Source organism: Segatella copri, assembly GCF_026015625.1.
In the GTDB taxonomy this organism is placed as follows: Bacteria; Bacteroidota; Bacteroidia; order Bacteroidales; family Bacteroidaceae; genus Prevotella; species Prevotella copri_H.
Genome location: NZ_JAPDVG010000001.1, coordinates 3,150,031 through 3,166,702 on the forward strand (window position 1 = coordinate 3,150,031; position 16,672 = coordinate 3,166,702).

The following is a 16,672-nucleotide window of genomic DNA, read 5'->3' on the forward strand; positions in this document are numbered from 1 at the left end:
ATGTAAACGGGAAACAGACGTTGGCTATGTCCTCTGTTTAGGCAAAACTGATGACGCCCTGTACAGAAGAAGCATCATCGTTATTGTCTTCTTTTGGCTCTGTGTTGCCAGAAGCAATATTGCGGATCTCTTCCAGAGTCTGTCGGGTACGCTTATAGGTTGGCGTGTTTTCAACCTGTAGGATGACATCCTCGTTGTCAAGATCTTCCTGGCGGAACAGGAAAATGTGCGGGTGACGCTTGTACTGGGTTGTATTGCCATCGCTGCCATAATAGCGCTTGCGGCGGTCTTCTCTTTCAGCACGTTTCTCCTCTTCTTCAGCGAGACGGCGAGATTCTTCCTCCGTATGCTTCTTGAGATGGCGGTTCATGCCCTCTACATCCTCGAGTCCAAAACCGGTTGCAAGAACGGTTACCTTTACGCGGCTTCCCAATTCAGGGTCAATGGCAAGACCCCATTTCAATTCGAAGTCGTCGCCGAATTTCTCCATAAAGTCGTTGACATCATTCATCTCGTCCATGGTCAAGCCTGGATTATCCTTCTTCTCGCTTGCAAATGCGATGCTGAGCAGAATCTTCTTTGAGTTGAATACGTCATTATCGTTAAGGAGTGGTGAGTTCAAGGCATCTTCTATTGCCTTCTTCACTCTTCCTTCTCCCTCGCCGTAACCTGTACTCATGATAGCCACACCACCATCCTTCAGTACGGTCTTCACGTCATTGAAGTCGAGGTTGATGAGACCATGTACTGTAATGATTTCAGCGATACTCTTGGCAGCCACACTCAAGGTGTCGTCTGCTTTGCCGAAGGCATCGAGAACGGCAAGGTCTGGATAAATCTGGCGGAGACGTTCGTTGTTGATTACCAGCAAGGCATCTACATGCTTTGACATTTCCTCCACACCATCCAATGCCTGGTCAATCTTCTTTGGACCTTCGAAACGGAAAGGAATGGTTACGATACCAACGGTAAGAATGCCTAACTCCTTACTTACTCTGGCGATGACAGGTGCTGCACCTGTACCGGTACCACCACCCATACCTGCTGTGATGAATGCCATCTTGGTTCCATCGTTGAGCATATTCTTGATATCCTCAAGGGTCTCTTCGGCAGCCTGGCGTGCCTTGGCAGGTTTGTTACCTGCACCCAGACCTTCCTTACCTAACTGCAGGTGTACAGGTACTGGTGAGTCGTTAAGCGCCTGGTTGTCGGTGTTGCAGAGCACGAAGCTAACGTCGTGGATACCTTCGCGATACATGTGGTTGACGGCATTTCCACCGCCACCACCAACACCAATCACCTTGATGATGCTATTTTCTTTTTCTGGCTCCCCAAAGTCAAGGATATGAGGAGTGTTTCCATTATCTAGCATAGTTGTATAATCTTTATAGGGTTTATCAATCTGATTCTATTATCTGCCTCGTTGTGAAATCTGTTTTCTGATAGCCGTTTTGGCATCTTATTCTTCCTCAGAAATGGTATCTTTCACAAACTTCTTGAAACCTCTCATCATTTTATGGATGAGACTGTTTTCCTTGCGTTTCTTTTCTTCCTCTTCTGCTTCTTTTTCAGCCAGAAGTCTTGCCTCTGCTTCTTCCAGTTCTTTCTGCTTGCGGGCTGCCTCATCAGCAGCCGCTTTTTCAGCCGCCGTCAGAACCACGCCCTTGCCGGCTGTCTCGTTAGGATTTCTTGGAGCCTTGTGCTGCTCGGCTGCAAGTGGTTTCTCTGCTGAATTGCTGAAGAGATCTGTGCCGATTTCTTCACCAGCACAATTCATGTCACCCTTAGCCAAGAGTCCCAATACGGTGTTCATTGTACCATCGTGGTTGGTAATCTTAGGATCCTTGGAGTTGACAGTTTGAGAAACAAACTTGGCGATGCGTACCTTGTCGATGTGGGTATGTGTCTTGAAAACCTTATCGATCTCAGGCATGTTGCTGCCGCCACCTGTAAGGATGATACCACCCAACAGCTTATCTGAGAATTCCACAGGAATCTGGAACCATGCGTTTTCTACGATTTCCTCTACGCGTGCTTCTACGATTTCGATGAACTTCTTGCTTTCAACCACTCTATCCTTGTCGATAGGGTAGTTCAGGGTTGGGTCGATATTGTTGATATCGGTATAAGCCTTGGCATACTTGAGCTTCATCTTTTCTGCATCAGGCTCTTCAATCTGAAGACAAGTTAAGTCTTTGGTCACGTTGCCGCCGCCCAATGGGATGACAGAGAGATGACGGAGTATACCTTTATAATATACAGAAACGGTTGTCGTGTCGGCACCCAAGTCAACAAGCATACATCCTGCACGCTTTTCAGAGTCTGTCAATACGCTGTCAGCCATAGCCAAAGGAGCGAGATACATTTCTGCAATTGGAATGTTGGCATTCTCAAAACAGGTATTGATATTGTTATAGAAGTTCTTGCGCCAAAGTATATTCAGGAAGATGCCTTCCAGATGGTTACACTGTATTCCTACAGGGTCTATCTGGTATTGGTTGTCTATCTTGTATTCCTGAGTTGCAGCATCCAGAATTTCCTGGTCCGGATAGGTCATGTTGCGGTTGATATCCATCAGTTCATTGATCATCTCTTGTGAGATGATGGTGTTACCTGGGAGATCTTTGACAATGACGTTCTTGATACTGCGTATAGAGCGACCGCCCACGCCTACATAGACCTGGACGATATCTTGTTTCAGTATATTTTTCAACTTCTTGATGATGTTGGTCAAACATTGGCAGGTTTTGTCAATGTTATAGATCACACCCTTTCTGATGCAAGAAGATGAATCTTCCTCTACGGTGGCAAGTACGGTGATGCTGCCGTCCAAATTCTTCTGACCTGCTATACCTGTCATCTTAGATGAGCCAAGTTCGATAGCTACAATAAATTCCTTTGGCATAGTTCTTATGTGTTATCTTAATCTGTTTCTATTTTCTAATTAGCTATTTTTATGCTTTTTACATATAATCTGGTTGTCGAATTCGATATTGATATACGAATACTTGTTCCAACCAGCTTGTGAGAGTCCATACTTATAGAATTTCTCTAATCGATTCATCTTCTTGTTGACGAAATCGTTGATGGCTTGCTCCCGTTTGTCGATGAGGTTGGTCTCTGGCAGGTTACCTATATATATAATGTGGTTGCCTACTCGCGGTACCAGTTCTATTCCTCTGTCAGGCAGAACATTGATCTGTTCTATCTGGTTTCGCCAGAGCTCGTTTGTCATCAGCGCTTTGCTTAGCAATGAGATGTATTTTTTAGCATACCACTTGTTGATGTAGCCCGTTGCGATGATGATGTCGCACGTATAGTTCGTGTTGGGCATAATCTGATTGTGGTCATCAATGTAATAGTCCTCGTTGCTGATGCTTTTGATCCTGACGATTGGCATGCGTTGGGTGAGGTAGATGTCTACAAGACCATCCTGAGTCTTTGAGCATTCTGCCGTCTTGACGAAAGGACTGGTCTTCAAGGTTTCTTCTATCTTGCGGGCGTTCACCTCTTTGAGCGGTTCCCCCAGCGGATAGAGTTTCCTTGTTTCCAGTCGTTTCTTGATTTCCTTCGCATTCAGAAAGCCATTGGTCATCTCATCTTGTATGTTGATGTTCACCTTGGTGCATACCAACTTCGTTTCATCAGGTTTGTTAAACCTGGTGAAAGCGAATACCAGATAAGTACCGAGTACTAAATCCAGTGCGATGATGATGGTTTTCTTCCAATTGATATGCATTTATTTTTCTTCAAGTATTTTGGTAATTTGTGGAACATAGTTGTCCAAATCGCCAGCTCCTAAGATAACTAGAACATCGAAGTCTCGATTCTTTACCAGGTCAAGAACGTCTTCTTTGTGAATCATGCTCTTTTCTACACCTGGTCTCAGATTGTCGTAGATAAGCTTGGAGGTTACTCCTGGAATAGGCTGCTCGCGAGCTGGATAGATGTCGCAGAGAATTACCTCGTCCAAAAGACTCAAACTATTGGCGAAATCTTGATAGAAGTCGCGGGTTCTAGTATACAAGTGAGGCTGGAAGATGGCTGTTATCTTACGGTCCTTGTATAACTCTCTGATACTCTTAGCACTCTGATATATCTCCTTTGGATGATGAGCATAATCAGACAGGAATACCAGTTTGTTATTCTTGATCTTAAAGTCGAAACGGCGGTCAACTCCTCCGTAGGTCTTCATGCCGTTACGGAGTTCATTGGCTGTACAACCATTCAACTGTGCCATTGCCATTGCTGCCACACCATTTGTGATGTTGATAGGCACAGGCTGTCCGAGTTCTACGCCCGTTACGTTCTCGATAGGAGAAATGAAATCAAAGGTGATACCTCCATTCTCTATCTTGATGTTCTCAGCGTGGAAGTCGCCCTCGTCCTGGCTGTATTCGTATATCTTGACACCGTCTTGTACGTGTTGCTTCATCTCCAGACCTTTGTGGATGATGAGTGCACCGCCCGGTTGGATCAGTTCTGTATAGTGACGGAAACTCTCCAGATAGGCCTCCTTGGTGCCGTAGATGTCGAGATGGTCTGGGTCTGTAGCTGTGATGACGCTCATCCATGGGCGCAACCAGTGGAAACTGCGGTCAAACTCATCTGCTTCAATGACAACATAGTCGCTCTTGTCGGAGAGGATATAGTTGGTGCCATAGTTCTTTGAGATACCTCCCAGGAAGGCATTACAGTCAATATGGCTTTGGTGCATGATGTGAGCACACATGGTAGATGTTGATGTCTTTCCGTGTGTACCCGCTACGCACAGTCCCTTATGTGTACGGGTTAATGTACCCAGAACCTGAGCTCGCTTCTCGATGGTGAAGCCATTCTCATGGAAGAAAACCAGTTCCTTGTGTTCTGCAGGAATTGCCGGTGTGTAGACTACCAATGTTGTCTTGGCGTCCTTGCAGGCTTCTGGTATGAGGTCAACATTCTCCTCATAGTGGATAAGCATTCCCTCTTTCTCCAACTCATGAGTTAGATTGGATGGAGTCTTGTCATATCCGGCTACAACCAACTTCTTGCTGAGGAAGTATCTGGCGATGGCGCTCATTCCGATGCCGCCCGCTCCTACAAAATAAACTGCTTTAATATCTTTTATTTCCATTACTTTGTTGCTAATTTGATTACTTCGTCGGCGATGACGTCGGCAGAGTTCTTTAATCCTAATTTCTTGATATTCTCACAGAGCGAAGCAAGCTTAGCCTCGTCTTTTACCGTGTCAACTGCTTTCTTGAGCAATACCTCTGGTGCATCGGCATCCTTTACATAGATGGCAGCATCTTTGTTGACTAATGCCATGGCGTTCTTGGTCTGGTGGTCTTCTGCCACATTAGGGCTTGGAACCAGGATAACCGGTTTGCCGATGAGGCAGAACTCGCTGATACTGCTGGCACCTGCGCGGCTGATAACCAGGTCGGCTGCCTTGTAAGCTGCACCCATGTCGCTGATGAAATCAGTAACCTTGAGCATTGGCAGCTCCTGACCTTTCAGTTGCTCCATGATGGCAGCATTATAGTATTTACCTGTTTGCCAGATAAACTGTACGCCGCTTTCTTTCACCAGGTCGAGGTGCTGGAGCACACTCTCGTTGATGGTTCTTGCGCCAAGGCTGCCACCTACGAGCAAGATGGTCTTCTTTTCAGGGTCGAGACCGAATTGCTTGCGTGCTTCTTCCGGGGTGATGGTAGTTTCCAATACATTCTGGCGAACAGGATTACCGGTCATGATAATCTTGTCTGCAGGGAAGAAACGCTCCATTCCTTCGTAAGCCACACAGATTTTTTCAGCCTTCTTGGCCAAGAGCTTATTGGTTACACCAGCGTATGAATTCTGCTCCTGGATGAGGCAAGGTATTCCTTTGCTGGCACAAACATTGAGAGTCGGACCGCTAGCATAGCCACCTACGCCCACAGCTGCCATAGGCTTGAAGTTTTTGATGATGCTCTTTGCCATGTGCTGACTCTTCCATATCTTGAAGAGCACGGCGATGTTCTTGAGCAGATGCTTTCTGTCAAAGCCGCAGATAGGCAAGCCCTTGATCTCATAACCCGCAGCAGGTACACGCTGCATTTCCATTCTGCCGAGTGCACCCACAAACAAAATCTTAGCATCAGGGCGTTTTGCCTTGATGGCATTTGCAATGGATACGGCAGGGAAGATGTGACCACCTGTGCCGCCTCCGCTTATGATAATTCTTAATTCATTATTCATATCCGTTCATGTTTATAACGCAAAGGTATAAAAAAATATCGATTTAACGGCATTTTCTGCCATTTTTTCACCTTAATTTATAAAACTCTTGTCAGGCAGCCACCATTTTGCTGTCGTCGAGCTCATTTTGAGGTATCTCTTTCTTCTTGGCTGTTCTACTGATACTCAGGATGATGCCCAGGTACAGACAGTTGATGATGGTAGATGTACCACCTCTACTGATGAGTGGTAGTGGCTGTCCTGTAACTGGAGCCAAACCTACTGCTACTGCCATGTTGAAGAGTGCCTGGGTAACCAGCATGATGGCGAGGCCCATGCAGAGGAATGCTGGAAAATTGTTCTCACACCTGTTGGCTATTCTGCCAGCTCTGAACAGGAGGATGATGTAGAGGAATGCAACCAGTGCGGCTCCCCATATACCCATCTCTTCGATGATGATGGCATAGATGAAGTCTGAGAACGCCTGTGAGAGGAAGTCTCTTTCTACTGAGTTTCCAGGCCCTTTGCCTACGATGTTGGAAGAGGCGATGGCGATGTTGGCATGTGCCACTTGGGCATCTTTGTCGAGATCGACATCCTGTGGGGCTACAGGCTTTGAGTTCATAAACTTGTCAATACGGGCTTTCCAGGTGTCGGCTCTATGGAACATCTTTTCTGCCATGTTAGGCTTGTTCTGTTCCTGCTCAACCTTCTCGGTCAGCGTATTTTCCGGTTCATTGCCCTCTTCGCCCTTGTCCTGTCCTACTATCATGATACCTGCAAAGGCTGTGACGATGACAATCATGCACAGTCCCACCAGCTTGCCAATCTGGTTCATCGGCACTCGTCCGATGAGCATCATGGCTAAGATTGTGATACTGAGGAGCATGGCTGTGGATAAGTTTTCCAGTCCGATGAGAATAACAAATGGAGCAGTTGCTACAAGTATGAACTTGAAAGCCTTCCTGTTGGCTCCCTGAGTTGTTTGCATAGCACTAAGAATCTGAGCAACAGCCAGTACTACCGCTCCCTTCGCTATCTCAGAAGGCTGGAATTGTATGCCCATCAGAGAGAACCATCGGGAGGCTCCGTTGGTAGATTGACCGGTAGCCAAGACCAGGACGAGTAACAGTAATGAGATGCCCATCACGACGGGGGTAACAATCTTGAAGTACTTGCATTTCACCTTGAGCATGCAAATCATGGTGAACAGACCGCCTCCCAAGAGCAAGATGTGGCGGATGACAGGTGCCATGTAGTTTCCTGTCTTGAACGACAAGGAGCTGGAGGCAGAATATACCTCCACGATGCTTATCATACAGAGAAAGAAGAAGACCATCCAGATCACCTTGTCTCCCTTGAAAATATTACCAATGCTCTTGTTATTCATTTCTTTATAGTTCTATCTGTTCTATTGTTGAAAACTGTTATTCTCCGATAGCTCTTGCCAGCGCCTTAAACTGCTCGCCTCTATCTTCCATGTTCTTGAAGAGATCGAAACTTGCGCAGCATGGACTGAGGAGTACGGTATCGCCCGGCTTTGCCAATTCCTGGCAGGCTGCCACGCAATCCTTCATGCTGTGAGTGTCGCGTACAGGGATGCCGAGTGCGTCAAAGTTGTCGTGCAACTTCTGGTTGTCGGCTCCGAGATATACGATACCGGCACATTTCTCCTTTACCAGGTCCTTGATCTGGTTATAGTCATTTCCCTTATCCTTACCGCCGATGATGAGGATGGTAGGGGTGGTCATACTCTCCAGCGCATACCAGCAGGCATCTACGTTGGTAGCCTTTGAATCGTTCACATAGTAAACGCCCTGGTACTTGCCCACTTTCTCCAGACGGTGCTCTACACCAGGGAAGTCGCTCAAGCCTTTGTGCAGGGTCTCGTGGTCGATGCCTACGATGTTGCATGCCAGACCTGCAGCCAGACTGTTATAGATGTTATGCTTGCCGCGTAGACTCATGTCTGCCTGTGGCATTTCGAAGTCTGAAGGGAAGTTGAGTTTGTATTTGCCGTCTTCGATAAAGCCAACGCAACCCTCCTCCTTGAACTCAGAGAATGGGCAGAGATGTGACTTGAGGTTGTACTTAGCCAGCTCCTTTGTAACGATAGGATCATCGTTCCAGAAGATGAAGCTGTCTTCCTCTGTCTGGTTCTGGGTGATGCGCATCTTGGCATCGGTATAGTTCTGCATCTTAAACTCATAGCGGTCCAGATGGTCTGGAGTGATGTTGAGCAGGATGGCCACATTGGCACGGAACTCATACATATTGTCGAGTTGGAAACTGCTCAGCTCGATGACGTAGTACTTATGAGGAGTTTCAGCCACCTGAAGGGCCAGACTCTTTCCGATGTTGCCTGCCAGACCTACATCATAGCCAGCCGACTTGATGATGTGGTAAATCAGCGAGGTAGTGGTTGTCTTACCGTTACTTCCCGTGATACAGATCATCTTGGCATCAGTATATCTGCCCGCAAATTCTATTTCGCTGATGATAGGTGTACCCTTAGCCATCAGTTTCTGTATCATAGGTGCTTCCTTAGGAATACCCGGACTCTTGATGACTTCATCTGCATCTAAAATCTTTTCTTCTGTATGGTGACCTTCTTCCCATTCGATGTTGTGGTCATCCATCAACTTCTTGTAGTTATCCTTGATCTTTGACATGTCTGAAACAAAGACCTCGAATCCCTCTTTCTTTGCCAGCACGGCTGCACCTGCGCCACTTTCGCCAGCTCCTAAAATTACAATTTTGCTCATTGTCTTATTCTCTATACTTGTCGGGCTGATAAGAGCCTGTATTTTATCTGATCTTCAATGTGATGATGGTCAATGCTGCCAGAATGATGGTTACAATCCAGAAACGGATGGTAATCTTTGATTCATGGAAGCAGTTGCGAGGCTTCTTCCACAGATACTTGCAGTCAGGATCCAGCTGACTGTCCTGTGTGCGGAAGTTGTCGTGGATAGGTGTGCGCTTGAAGATACGCTGCTTCACACCTCTCCGCTTTCCTATCTTGTAATAGTAAACCTGCATCATCACGCTGAGGCTTTCTACGAAGAAAATACCGCAGAGGATAGGCAGCATCAGCTCCTTGTGGATGATGATGGCACCTACTGCGATGATACCGCCGATGGTCAGCGAACCCGTATCGCCCATGAATACCTGGGCAGGGTAGGCGTTGTACCAGAGGAAACCGATGAGGGCTCCGATGAAGGCACAGAAGAATACTACCAGTTCCTCAGAACCAGGAATATACATGATATTGAGGTAGGCGGCAAACTCGATGTGCGACGACACATACGCAAGTATGCCTAGCGCCACACCTATGATGGCGGAGTTTCCGGCACACATTCCGTCCATACCATCGTTGAGGTTGGCACCGTTTGATACGGCTGTTACAACGAAGATGGTCATGATGACGAAGAGAATCCAGCCTGCTGCTACCTTGTACTTACCGCAGAAACTGGTGATGCTGGAATAGTCGAGGTTGTGCTCCTTGACGAATGGGATGGTAGTCTTCAGCGATTTTCTTGCTTCCGTACGATGCTTTACCACCGTTTCCTGTCCCTGTTGCTCGATGGCGAGGTTCTCGTTCATCTTTACATCAGGTGAAGACCAGAGTACCAGTCCCACGATCAGGCCGATGCCAATCTGTCCTATAATCTTATATTTGCCCTTCAATCCCTCCTTGTCGCGCTTGAATATCTTGATGAAGTCGTCCATTCCACCGAGAAAGCCGAGCCATACGGTGGTGATGATCATCAGGATCAGATAGATGTTGCGCAAACGTCCGAGTAACAGTACCGGTACGAGGATAGCCAGGATGATGATGACACCACCCATAGAAGGAACGCCAATCTTCTTGACACCGAACGGGTCGATGCTGGCATCGCGCTGTGTCTCTGTAATTTGCTTGCTCTTGAGATACTTGATGAATTTCTCGCCGAACCAGGCAGAGATTACCAATGATAAAATCAGCGCAAGCAGGGCACGGAATGAGATGTAGCCCCACATGTGAGAACCTGTGATGCCCCACTGCTCCAGAAATCTAAAGAGATAGTATAACATTTTTCTTTCTTTTCTTGATTGATTTTACTTCTGTGAAATTCCGAAGATGTCGCGAATCACCTCCTTATCGTCAAAGTGGTGCTTTACGCCCTTGATCTCCTGGTAATCTTCGTGTCCCTTACCGGCTACGAGAATCACGTCGCCCTTCTTTGCCAGCATGCAGGCTGTGCGGATGGCTTCCTTGCGGTCTACGATGCTGATTACCTTCTTCATCTGCTGGGCATTGAGTCCGGCAAGCATGTCGTTGATGATGTCCTGTGGCTCTTCGAAACGTGGGTTGTCGCTGGTGATGATTACCTTATCGCTCTGCTTTACAGCCTCCTGTGCCATCAATGGGCGCTTGCCCTTGTCACGGTTGCCACCGGCACCGCAAACGGTGATGACTTCTCCGCCCTTGCCTTCGAGCACTTCGTGGATGGCGTTCAATACGTTCTCCAGTGCATCTGGTGTATGGGCATAGTCAACAATGGCGGTATAACCTTCTGGCGACTGGATTGGTTCCAGTCTTCCGCTTACGCTGTGAAGGGTACTCATCACTACGAGTACATCCTCTGGCTTCTTGCCGAGCATAATGGCTGCACCATATACGGCGAGCAGGTTGCTCACGTTGAACTTACCGATGAACTGTACGCCCACTTCTCTGCCGTCAATCTCCAGATACATGCCGCCGAAGTGACACTCCAGGATTCTGGCTCTGAAGTCTGCCATGCTGCGGGTAGAGTAGGTTTTCACGGTAGCCTTGGTGTTCTGTACCATGATCATGCCGTTCTTGTCGTCGGCATTGGTAATGGCAAAGGCAGTCTTAGGCAGTCCGTCGAAGAAAGCCTTCTTGGCGTTACGGTAGTTCTCGAATGTCTTGTGGTAATCGAGATGGTCGCGGGTCAGGTTGGTGAACAAGCCTCCGGCAAACTGCAGGCCTCCGATACGCTTCTGTGCGATGGCGTGAGAAGAGCACTCCATGAAGGCATACTCGCAGCCAGCCTCTACCATCTTGCCCAGGAGCATGTTCAGCTCGATAGGGTCTGGGGTGGTATGGTCGGCAGGGATAGCCTCGTCCTCAATGTAGTTGCAGACGGTAGAGAGCAAGCCACACTTATGGCCGAACTTGCGGAACATATTATATAATAAGGTGGCAATGGTGGTCTTACCATTGGTACCTGTTACGCCTACCAGTTTGAGCTTTCTTGAAGGGTCGCCGTAGAAGAGGGTTGCTACCTTGCCGACAGCATCCTCGGTCGAAGCGACCTGAATGTAAGTTACGCCCTCAACTTTCTCTTCAGGCATGTCTTCGCACAAAACCGACTTTGCGCCCAGTTCCAATGCCTTTGGAATAAACTTGTGACCGTCAACCTGCGTTCCCTTCATGGCAACGAAGAGATGACCTTCCTTAATCTTGCGAGAGTCGATGTTTACTCCCGTAACCTCTACATCAGCATCGCCGATTATCTGAACCGGCTCGATGTTTTTGAGTAATTCTTGTAACTTCATATCCTGTTTCTGTTTTATATTCTATATATTTTTTATCTACACCTTATTATATATAGGGTTTCAGATAACTGTTTCTGAGTTTTATTCGAGCACAATGCTGCATACGGCACCTTTCTTGATGACCGTTCCCGGCATCAGACTCTGCTTTACTACCTTTCCTCTACCTGTAATCTGGGTCTTGATGCCCCGGCTCTCCATATTGTAGATAGCGTCTCGGGCTCCCATTCCGGTAACGTCGGGTACGATTGTCTTGCCGTATTGCTTCTCCCTGATGAGCTTGATGCTGTGGTTACCCACGCGCTCTGCCTTGCCCCAGATAGGGTTGCCGTCGGCATAGCTGCCACTCCAGTTGGCATTGGTCTTGATGCCGAGGTGGCTGAGCACATAGTTGGCAGCAAGGATATTGCCTGCCTTTACGTCAGGAACGAAGACGGATGCTGAGTCGCGGGCGTCCTTTACGTCAACTTTCAGACTCTGCGCCATGATGCCTTCTGAAATCTCATGGAACACCTTACCGCACATCGTACCGCCCGAAGCAGGCAAACCGGATTTCTGTATGCAGACGATACAGCTGTAGCGTGGCGCATCGGCAGGGAAGTAGCCTGCGAAACTGATGAGATAGCTGGTTCCGCCACTCTTATATCCACCGGCACCTTTTGAAATCTGGGCTGTACCGGTCTTTCCTGCCACTTTGAAGTTAGGCGAACCGGCTTTCTTTCCCAGTCCCACGCTTACCACCTGTTCCAGGATGGTTTGCAGTTCCTTGATGCTCTTCTCCTTGGCTATCTGCTGGCGCATCACTTCAGGAGGAAATTCCATGATGGTTTCTCCGTTCTTCATTACCTTGCTCACGAATCTTGGTCGCATCATCTTGCCGTTGTTGGCGATGGTGTTGTAGAAGGTGAGGGTAGAGATAGGCGGTATCTGGGTCTCATATCCGATACTCATCCATGGCAAACTGGTCTTTGCCCAGTTGTCATACTGCCCGTTCTTGTTTCTGTGCGGCATGCGGATTCTGGCTGGCGTTGCTCCCACCAGCGGAATCTTCAGGTCGTCGTGCAGACCGGTACGGTAGATACCCTTTACGAATTTCTCCGGGTTGTTGCGGTAATGGTCGTCTATGATGCGACTCACACCGATGTTCGAACTGTACCACAGGGTCTGTGCGAGGGTCAGCATTCCGTATCCGCCTTTTCGCCAGTTGTGGTCTTTCATTTCTCTGCCGTACATCGGCCATATACCGCCACCGGTTTCTACGTGACAGGTCGTGTCTACCACTCCGTCGTCCAGCGCTACGAGGATAGAGGCTGGCTTAAATACCGAACCCGGCTCCAGAAGGTCGCTCACGGCATGGTTGTGGATTTCTCTGTATTCTCCATCGAAACATTTCTCCATGTTTACGATGGCCTTAATGTCGCCCGTAGGTACATCCATCACGATGGCTACACCCACATTGGCGTTGATTTCCTTCAGCTCGTCGATGAGTGAGCGTTCGGCAAGGTCTTGTATGCTCACATCGATGGTGGTCATGATGTCGGCTCCGTCAATAGGAGGGGTATCGGTAATGTCGAGGAACTTGTTGCGCACCTTGCGGCGATGCACGATACCGTTGGTGCCTCGCAGGATGGAGTCGTAACTCAGCTCCAGACCGAAGCGGGCGGTATCCTTGGCGCCATACATGGCTCCGATGGTACGGCCTGCCAGCGAACCGTAAGTTCTGGTTCGGGCATTATATTCTTCCCAGTGGAAACCGCTCTGGTAGGGTTTCAGGCGGAATACAGGGATGTCCTTTATCTCGGTGAAGGTGTTATAGTCTACACGCTTCGGATAAACCGGCCAGTGGCGGCTCATCTTGGCGCGACCTTCGGTGAGGTGCTTCTTGAAATCAGACTCGCTCAGATTCGGAAATATCTGGTGCAGGCAAAGACAGATGGAGTCTTGCTTGGCATCCCACAGCGAGTCGTTTTCTGCATCTTTCAGCGCCTTGAAGTCCATGAAAACCTTAAACTCCGGCAGCGAACTTGCCATCAGCTGTCCTGTGCAGCTCAAGATGTTGCCTCGGTTTGGCTTTACGGTCACGGAATCCTTCTTCTGCCGTTCTGCCACCTTCATCCAGTAATCATGCTTGGCGGTCATGATATAGAGCGCTTTACCCACTACGGCTATGGCGAAAATCGTCATGATGATGGCGATGGCGCTGTAGCGGGGCATTACTTTCTTATGATCAAATTTGCTGCTCATTCTTCGGGTACGTTTATGATGTATGGAGGTTGGGTAGCGATGTGCAGCACGCTGTCTTTGTTGTTTTTCAGCATGTCGAGCACATTACTTTCACGACTCTTCTCTGTTATCTGGCTGCTTGTAGACAGCGCTTTGTATTTGGTGTCTTGCAGTTCTTTCTGCAGTTTGTCCAACTCGATGATATCGTTCTGGATATTGTATCGGTTGGATATGTAGATAATGACAAAAAACACGATGAGGATAACGAGCCATATCTGCCGGCGTATGATTTGTGCGGTAAGAATGTCTCCACCCAGAATCTTTCGCAGCGTAAAGCTCGATGATCCTGAAGCCTCTTCCTCTATGGCTTGCTTGGCAATCACTTCCTTGAGCGAAGCCTGTGGTGCCTCCTGCTGCTGTGGCTCCTGCTGCGGAGTTTTCTGCTTCGGCGGTTCCTGTGATGCCTGTGCCTTTTCTTCGGCTATAGGCTTCTCGCTGATGTTTATGTCTTTATCGTTTATCATTTCTTTTCTGCTATTCTTAGTTTGGCGCTTCTGCTCCTAGGGTTTCTTTCCTGCTCGTCGGCATCGGGAACGATTACCTTGTTGTTCACGAGTTTGAAAGGGGTTTCTATTCTTCCGAAGAAGTCCTGCTCTATCTTGCCTTCTGCATTGCCCGCTTTCATCATGTTCTTTACGATTCTGTCTTCCAGCGAGTGATAGGTGATGACGCTGAGCCTTCCTCCCGGTTTCAGAAGTTCCGTGGCTGAGCGGAGCATCTCTTTCAGGGCGTCCATCTCGTGGTTCACTTCTATGCGCAGCGCCTGGAAGAGCTTTGCCATGTCTTTCTTCTCGCGTTCCCGCTTGAAGAGGGGCTCTACGGCTGCCATGAAGTCTTTGGTGGTGAGGATGGGCTTCTCGGCTCTTGCCTTGACGAGTGCCGAGGCGATGCGGCGCGAGTTCTTCAGCTCACCGTATAGGTAGAAGATGTCGGCAAGGGCACCTTCGTCATATTCGTTTACGATGTCGGCAGCAGTCTTGCCCGCACGTTTGTTCATGCGCATGTCGAGTGGGGAGTCGAAACGGAAGGAGAAACCGCGGGTCTCGTCATCAAAGTGATGGCTCGATACGCCCAGGTCGGCTAACAGTCCGTCGAGTCCGTCTACCCCGTAGTAACGCATCCAGTTTTTCAGGAATCTGAAGTTGGAGCATACGAAGGTGAAGTTCTCGTTTGCCACCACGTTGCGCTCTGCATCGGCATCCTGGTCGAAGCTGTACAGGTGCGCTCCCTCCGTCAGGCGCGACAGAATCTCTCTGGAATGTCCGCCGCCACCGAAGGTTACGTCTACATAGATGCCTCCTGGCTGTATGTTCAACCCGTCAACGCTCTCCTTGAGGAGCACCGGTACGTGATATGTTTCTGCTGTCTTTATCATATATCTTTTTGCTGTCTTATCGCGTTATAATATTGCGTGTGTACTTATTAGTGTATAAATTTGGGTTCAAAGGTACATAAAAATCTCCATATAGCCTTACATTTTCCCACAAAATTTATAAAACTTAATGAAAAAGTTGTTTTTGGTCAACTTCACCTTCCAGTTTCGGGCATCGCCTTTTTGTTCTCATCAAGTGTGATGTTTTTGCAAAAATACGTGCAAAATGGGCTCGATTTGTCGTGATAGTTTTAAAAAACTAATAAATTTTCGCTTTTTTGCTATTTTTTTGGAAAAAATGGCACGTATTTGAAAAAGTTGAGTTACTTTTGCACTAACTTATATAAGTTTTAGCAAACATGAGTGAATCAATAGAGAAAACGATAGACATAGATAAGATTCTTAAGAGCAAGATGGGAAGCAAGGTGAAATTCGTACCGCGCTTCCTGGTTTCCTGGCTCAAGAAGATTATTCACGAGGACGAGGTGAACAGGTTCTTGTGGGAGAGCCGTGGCCTTTCGGGTACTGAATGGCTCACCGAATGTGTGCGCTATCTGAAGATGGATGTTGAAATCGTAGGCTTGGAAAACCTGCCTGACAAGAACGACGGCAAACTCTATACCTTTGTTTCCAATCATCCTCTGGGCGGACAGGACGGCGTATGTCTCGGTTCCATTATCGGCAAGCACTATGATGGCAAGTTCCGCTATCTGGTGAATGATCTTCTGCTCAACTTGCCGGGTTTGAAACCTGTAAGTATCGGCATCAACAAGACGGGGCGCCAGAGTCGCGATTTCCCACGTATGGTGGAGGCGGGCTTCAAGAGTGACAACCACATGCTGATGTTTCCGGCAGGCTTGAACAGCCGCAAGCGCAAGGATGGAACCATCCACGACCTGCCTTGGAAGAAAACGTTTATCTCTAAGAGTGTAGAATATCAGCGCGATGTGGTGCCTATCCATTTCGGAGGGCGCAACTCTGAGCGTTTCTACCGCATCGCCCGATTTAGCGACAAGTATCTGCCGTTCAATCTCGCCATGCTGTTCCTGGTTGACGAGATGTACAGGAATGTGGGCAAGCATTTCCGCATCTCCATCGGCAAACCGATTCCTTGGCAGACTTTTGATAAGAGCAAGTCGGCTACAGAGTGGGCACAGTATGTTGAAGACAGGGTTTATGAACTTTAATGGTTTGCAAAACCCGGAAGAATTGTTTTATATTAACGAAATCGTAGAATCATAGCATATAAGAAGA

At 48.0% G+C, this 16,672-nt stretch carries 13 protein-coding genes; 1 reads left to right on the forward strand and 12 read right to left on the reverse strand.

The window, feature by feature from the left end:
- Positions 1 to 37 precede the first annotated feature (37 nt).
- The 12 genes from ftsZ to rsmH all read right to left on the reverse strand — a co-directional run bounded on the left by ftsZ (position 38) and on the right by rsmH (position 15,421).
- Complete coding sequence (gene ftsZ, locus ONT19_RS13090) at positions 38 to 1,372, reverse strand: cell division protein FtsZ (RefSeq protein WP_217313003.1); 1,335 nt, start codon at positions 1,370 to 1,372, stop codon at positions 38 to 40.
- 87 nt (positions 1,373 to 1,459) lie between these two features.
- On the reverse strand, positions 1,460 to 2,905 hold the full coding sequence (gene ftsA, locus ONT19_RS13095) for a cell division protein FtsA (RefSeq protein WP_264952147.1): 1,446 nt from the start codon (positions 2,903 to 2,905) through the stop codon (positions 1,460 to 1,462).
- Positions 2,906 to 2,944: 39 nt separating this feature from the next.
- A complete protein-coding gene (locus ONT19_RS13100; RefSeq protein WP_217313005.1) occupies positions 2,945 to 3,739 on the reverse strand; it encodes a cell division protein FtsQ in 795 nt (264 codons plus the stop codon).
- The gene (gene murC, locus ONT19_RS13105; protein ID WP_264952148.1) at positions 3,740 to 5,116 is read right to left on the reverse strand and encodes a UDP-N-acetylmuramate--L-alanine ligase; all 1,377 of its coding nucleotides are present in this window, start codon (positions 5,114 to 5,116) and stop codon (positions 3,740 to 3,742) included.
- On the reverse strand, positions 5,116 to 6,222 hold the full coding sequence (murG, locus tag ONT19_RS13110; protein WP_117692953.1) for an undecaprenyldiphospho-muramoylpentapeptide beta-N-acetylglucosaminyltransferase: 1,107 nt from the start codon (positions 6,220 to 6,222) through the stop codon (positions 5,116 to 5,118). The genes murC and murG overlap by 1 nt, the downstream gene beginning before the upstream one ends.
- Before the next feature lie 91 nt (positions 6,223 to 6,313).
- Positions 6,314 to 7,591 (reverse strand): FtsW/RodA/SpoVE family cell cycle protein, encoded by a 1,278-nt coding sequence (locus ONT19_RS13115; protein WP_264952149.1) that lies wholly within the window; start codon positions 7,589 to 7,591, stop codon positions 6,314 to 6,316.
- Positions 7,592 to 7,628: 37 nt separating this feature from the next.
- On the reverse strand, positions 7,629 to 8,966 hold the full coding sequence (murD, locus tag ONT19_RS13120) for a UDP-N-acetylmuramoyl-L-alanine--D-glutamate ligase (RefSeq protein WP_119227536.1): 1,338 nt from the start codon (positions 8,964 to 8,966) through the stop codon (positions 7,629 to 7,631).
- Positions 8,967 to 9,009: 43 nt separating this feature from the next.
- The gene (mraY, locus tag ONT19_RS13125) at positions 9,010 to 10,278 is read right to left on the reverse strand and encodes a phospho-N-acetylmuramoyl-pentapeptide-transferase (RefSeq protein WP_264952150.1); all 1,269 of its coding nucleotides are present in this window, start codon (positions 10,276 to 10,278) and stop codon (positions 9,010 to 9,012) included.
- Between the two features lie 24 nt (positions 10,279 to 10,302).
- Positions 10,303 to 11,766 (reverse strand): UDP-N-acetylmuramoyl-L-alanyl-D-glutamate--2,6-diaminopimelate ligase, encoded by a 1,464-nt coding sequence (locus ONT19_RS13130; protein ID WP_118067294.1) that lies wholly within the window; start codon positions 11,764 to 11,766, stop codon positions 10,303 to 10,305.
- A gap of 81 nt (positions 11,767 to 11,847) precedes the next feature.
- Complete coding sequence (locus ONT19_RS13135; protein ID WP_119227535.1) at positions 11,848 to 14,007, reverse strand: penicillin-binding protein; 2,160 nt, start codon at positions 14,005 to 14,007, stop codon at positions 11,848 to 11,850.
- Entirely contained in the window at positions 14,004 to 14,510 is a 507-nt protein-coding gene (locus tag ONT19_RS13140; protein WP_153093564.1) for an FtsL-like putative cell division protein, read from the reverse strand. The genes ONT19_RS13135 and ONT19_RS13140 overlap by 4 nt, the downstream gene beginning before the upstream one ends.
- Positions 14,507 to 15,421 (reverse strand): 16S rRNA (cytosine(1402)-N(4))-methyltransferase RsmH, encoded by a 915-nt coding sequence (rsmH, locus tag ONT19_RS13145; protein ID WP_117692963.1) that lies wholly within the window; start codon positions 15,419 to 15,421, stop codon positions 14,507 to 14,509. The genes ONT19_RS13140 and rsmH overlap by 4 nt, the downstream gene beginning before the upstream one ends.
- Before the next feature lie 356 nt (positions 15,422 to 15,777).
- On the opposite strand from rsmH, the gene ONT19_RS13150 reads away from it, so the two are divergent.
- Positions 15,778 to 16,605, forward strand: coding sequence for a glycerol acyltransferase (locus ONT19_RS13150; protein WP_118416213.1), 828 nt, complete (start codon positions 15,778 to 15,780; stop codon positions 16,603 to 16,605).
- The last annotated feature ends 67 nt before the right edge of the window (positions 16,606 to 16,672 follow it).